The organism is Haloferax sp. Atlit-6N (assembly GCF_003383195.1).
Taxonomy (GTDB): Archaea; Halobacteriota; Halobacteria; order Halobacteriales; family Haloferacaceae; genus Haloferax; species Haloferax gibbonsii.
This window is the reverse complement of record NZ_QEQJ01000129.1, coordinates 1-575: the sequence shown is the minus strand read 5'-3', so window position 1 is coordinate 575 and position 575 is coordinate 1. Positions and strand designations below refer to the sequence as shown.

1 pseudogene is annotated in these 575 nt (G+C 64.0%); it reads right to left on the bottom strand.

Going from position 1 to position 575, the window contains the following annotated elements:
* Positions 1-76 precede the first annotated feature (76 nt).
* Positions 77-575, bottom strand: a pseudogene (locus tag DEQ92_RS21535) (methionine synthase); the annotation flags it as partial.

The following is a 575-nucleotide window of genomic DNA, read 5'->3' as shown; positions in this document are numbered from 1 at the left end:
TCCCGATTTACTGAAACCGCAATGGGGAGAATAGTACATTAGATGTCATTTTTTCTGGTCAGTCGGGCCGCCGAAGTCAGGCCAACCGCTCGGACGCCAGTTCCGCACCGTCGACGAGGGCTTCGAGTTTCTGCCAGGCGATCGAGGGGTGGACCGCGTTCGCGCCCTCGACGACCGTCTCGAAGCCGCAGTCAGCGCCCGCGACGATCCGCTCGGGATCGCCGACCGCGTCGGCGAATCGTTCGAGGCGGTCGGCGACGGCTTCGGGATGTTCGACGACGTTCGTCTTCACGTCGATCACGCCCGGGATGACCGTCCAGTCGTCGGGCAGGGGGTGCTCGCGGAATACCCGATACTCGTGCTGGTGGCGGGGGTTGGCCTCCTCGATGGAGAGCCCGCCGATGTCGAGGTCGTAGAGGATCGGGATGAGCTCTTCGAGCGGCTTGTCGCGGTGGTGGGGCCCCTCGTAGCTCCCCCAGCAGGTGTGGACGCGGAGCTGTTCGTCCGGGATGTCTTTCGTGGCTTCGTTCAGCGCCTCGACGTGCATCCGAACGATCGGTTTGAGCTTCTCCACT